Annotated in this window: 4 protein-coding genes and 1 riboswitch; all 4 genes read left to right on the top strand. The window is 70.1% G+C overall.

Annotation, left to right across the window (positions count from 1 at the left end):
* Positions 1–1,326, top strand: a 1,326-nt coding sequence (locus ACOJTB_RS03505) for an OmpA family protein (protein ID WP_420101134.1), incomplete at its 5' end; no start/stop codon positions are given.
* 123 nt (positions 1,327–1,449) lie between these two features.
* A complete protein-coding gene (locus ACOJTB_RS03500; protein ID WP_420101133.1) occupies positions 1,450–1,710 on the top strand; it encodes a hypothetical protein in 261 nt (86 codons plus the stop codon).
* A gap of 65 nt (positions 1,711–1,775) precedes the next feature.
* Positions 1,776–1,973 carry a hypothetical protein gene (locus ACOJTB_RS03495; protein ID WP_420101132.1) on the top strand — a complete coding sequence of 66 codons (198 nt, stop codon included), beginning with the start codon at positions 1,776–1,778 and terminating at the stop codon, positions 1,971–1,973.
* Positions 1,974–2,085: 112 nt separating this feature from the next.
* A riboswitch (TPP riboswitch) is annotated at positions 2,086–2,189 on the top strand.
* Between the two features lie 74 nt (positions 2,190–2,263).
* The coding region (locus tag ACOJTB_RS03490) for a phosphomethylpyrimidine synthase ThiC (RefSeq protein WP_420101131.1) at positions 2,264–3,075 on the top strand (812 nt) is incomplete at its 3' end.

The following is a 3,075-nucleotide window of genomic DNA, read 5'->3' as shown; positions in this document are numbered from 1 at the left end:
CCCAATCCGGTTGGTGTGCCGGCGACGGGCGCTCCCCAGCGGCCGGCGCCCGCACCTGCAGAGCCGGCGCCCGGCGTTCCGGCCACCGGCGCCCCGGCCCAACCGCAGACGCAGCGGCAGAGCGCGCCTGTGCCGGCGCCCGCTCCGGCTCCGGCCCCCGCGCCCGGCGTTCCGGCGACCGGTGGCGCGCCTGCTCCCGCTCCGTCAGCGCCGCAGCCCGCGCCGCAGCCGGGCATTCCCGCGACCGGAACGCCGGCTCCGGGCGCTGCTGCGCCGCCTCCGCCGGCCGGAGTCGCTCCGGCTCAGCCGCCGGCGGCCCTGCCCGGCCAGCCACCGCAGCGTGAAACCCGGCGCGGCTTTTCGCCGGGCGTCGCGGCCGCAATCGGCGCCGGAGCCGGCCTCGTCGGCGGCATCATGGCGACGCAGGGCGCCCAGCGCCTGGACGACATCCGCGCCCGCCGTCAGGAGGAGCGCGAGGGTGACGTCACCATCATCCGCGAGCCGGGCCGCACCATCATCCGCGGCGATGACGGCACGGCCATCATCCGCCGCGACGAGGACCAGCGCTTCCGCGATCTCGGCTGGCAGGGTCGCTCCGAGCGGCGCGGCGGCGAGACGCGGACCGTGTTCGAGCGGCCGGACGGCTCGCGCGTCATCACCGTGACCGACGAGCAGGGGCGGCTGATCCGCCGCATCCGCACCGAGCCGGATGGCCGCGAGGTCATCATCATCGACAACACGGTGCGCGGCGGCGGCCCTGATCGCTTCGCCGATGAGATCGTGGTGCTGCCGCCGCCGCCGCTGCCGATTCCGCGCGAGCGCTATATCGTCGATGCCGAAAGCGCCGATGAAGGGCTGCTCTACGAGACCTTCGCGGCCCCGCCGATCGCGCCGATCCCGCGCCGCTATACGCTGGACGAGGTGCGCTACTCGCCGGATCTCAGGGCCCGGATGCGCAGCGTCGATGTCGATTCGATCAATTTCGACAGCGGCTCCTGGCAGGTGACTCAGGACCAGGCACAGCGGCTCGCCGTGATCGCAGCCTCGATCAAGCAGGTGCTGCGCAACTCGCCCAACGAGGTCTTCATGGTCGAGGGCTATACCGATGCCGTCGGCTCGGATGTCGATAATCTCTCGCTGTCCGATCGGCGGGCGCAGTCGGTGGCCGAGATCCTGACGCGGGATTTCCAGATCCCGCCCGAGAACCTGACTACGCAGGGCTATGGCGAGCAGTATCTCAAGGTGAATACGCAAGCGGCCTCGCGCGAGAACCGGCGCGTCACCCTGCGGCGCATCACACCGCTGCTGAGCGGCCAGAGCCGCTGAGGATCGCTCTCCCTGCAAGGACCGGAGGCCGCCCCATCGGGCGGCCTCTTTCGTTTCCGCGGGAACCGGCGCCAGTTTCCGTTGTTGATTTCGCGGAGGACTCCCAATCCAGGAGGCGAAGCCGTGAAACCGTTCACCCTCTCCCTCGCAGGCCTGTTGATGACGGGCCTTCTCGCCGCCCCGGCCGAGGCCCAGCAGGACGCGCCCGGCGCACCACCCGCTCCGTCTCCGCAGGTGAGGCAGCGGGCGCCCGGCGTCCCGCTGGCCCCGCGCACGGATATGGCGCGGCTGCGAAGCGACCAGGGCGCGCGCCCCGAGCAGCGGCAGGAGGCGGATCGGAATCTGCCGATGCCGCGCGGCGTGCCCTCGATCATCGCACCCTGACGATCCGTCATATCGCGCCGATCGCGTTCAGTTTCTGGAAAGGCGGTTCTGCTAGGACGAGCGGCATGAGCGACGCCATCTCGACCGCCACGAGCCTTATCGCAATGTCCAGCACTGCGACGCAGCAGGCTCTCGCGACCCGTTTCGTCAAGCAGAACGCCGATGCGGAAGCCGGTGTCGTCGCCCTGCTGGAGCAGGGTGCCGAGCAGGCCAAAGCGAGCCTGCCGGCCGGACAGGGCGGGCAGATCGACCGTTTCGCCTGAGCGGCGAGCGCTTCGTTCGCGGCCCATTGCGACGTCTCTTTTCCCTGCCGGCCGCTTCGGGCCGGCTTTTGCTTTGCCGGTTGCGCGGCTCGCGACGAAGCCCTAACCTTGGAGGCGTTCCGAGGGGTGCTCGCAAGAGCTGAGATGGCCTGACCGCCGAACCCGTCGAACCTGATCCGGGTCATACCGGCGGAGGGACTGGAACGCGGGCAAAGGCTCGAACTCGCCCGCAGACAGCGACTGAACCGTCAGACGCCCCGGATCTCCTGACCGTCACGGAGGAGATCCCCATGAACATCCACGCCAAGCCGCAGAAGGGCAGCGTCAAAGCCGCGCCCGAAACCGTCACCACCGGGCCGATCATCGGCTCGCGCAAGATCTATGTCGCGGCACCCGAGCACCCCGAAATGCGGGTGCCGTTCCGCGAAGTGGTGCTGACGACCGACGCCGAGCCGCCGGTGCGGATCTACGACCCCTCCGGCCCCTATACCGAGACCGATGTGCAGATCGATCTCAATGCCGGGCTGACGCAGCCGCGCCGGGCCTGGCTCGATGCCCGCGGCTTCGAGCAGGTCGCCGGCCGCGCCGTCACGGCGGCCGATAACGGCAACATCTCGGCCGAGCAGCTGGTGCCGGCCTGCCCCGCGCAGCGCCCGATCCTGCAGGCGAAGCCCGGCCAGATGGCGACGCAATACGAATTCGCCAGGGCCGGCATCGTCACGCCCGAGATGATCTATGTCGCGCATCGTGAGAATCTCGGCCGCGCCGCGATGCTGGAGGGTGCGCGCGAGCGCCATGCCGATGGCGAGAGCTTCGGCGCCGCCGTGCCGGAATTCGTGACGCCGGAATTCGTGCGCGAGGAAATCGCGCGCGGGCGGGCCATCATCCCCGCCAACATCAACCACCCGGAACTGGAGCCGATGGCGATCGGCCGCAACTTCCTGGTCAAGATCAACGCCAATATCGGCAATTCGGCCGTCACCTCCGGCGCGGCCGAGGAGGTCGAGAAGCTGGTCTGGGCGATCCGCTGGGGCGCCGACACGGTCATGGACCTCTCCACCGGCCGCAACATCCACAACATCCGCTCCTGGATCCTGCGCAA

Source organism: Allobosea sp. (assembly GCF_048595345.1).
Lineage (GTDB): Bacteria > Pseudomonadota > Alphaproteobacteria > Rhizobiales > Beijerinckiaceae > Allobosea.
Note: the sequence above shows the minus strand (reverse complement) of the source record. Positions and strands in the feature narration are given on the sequence as shown.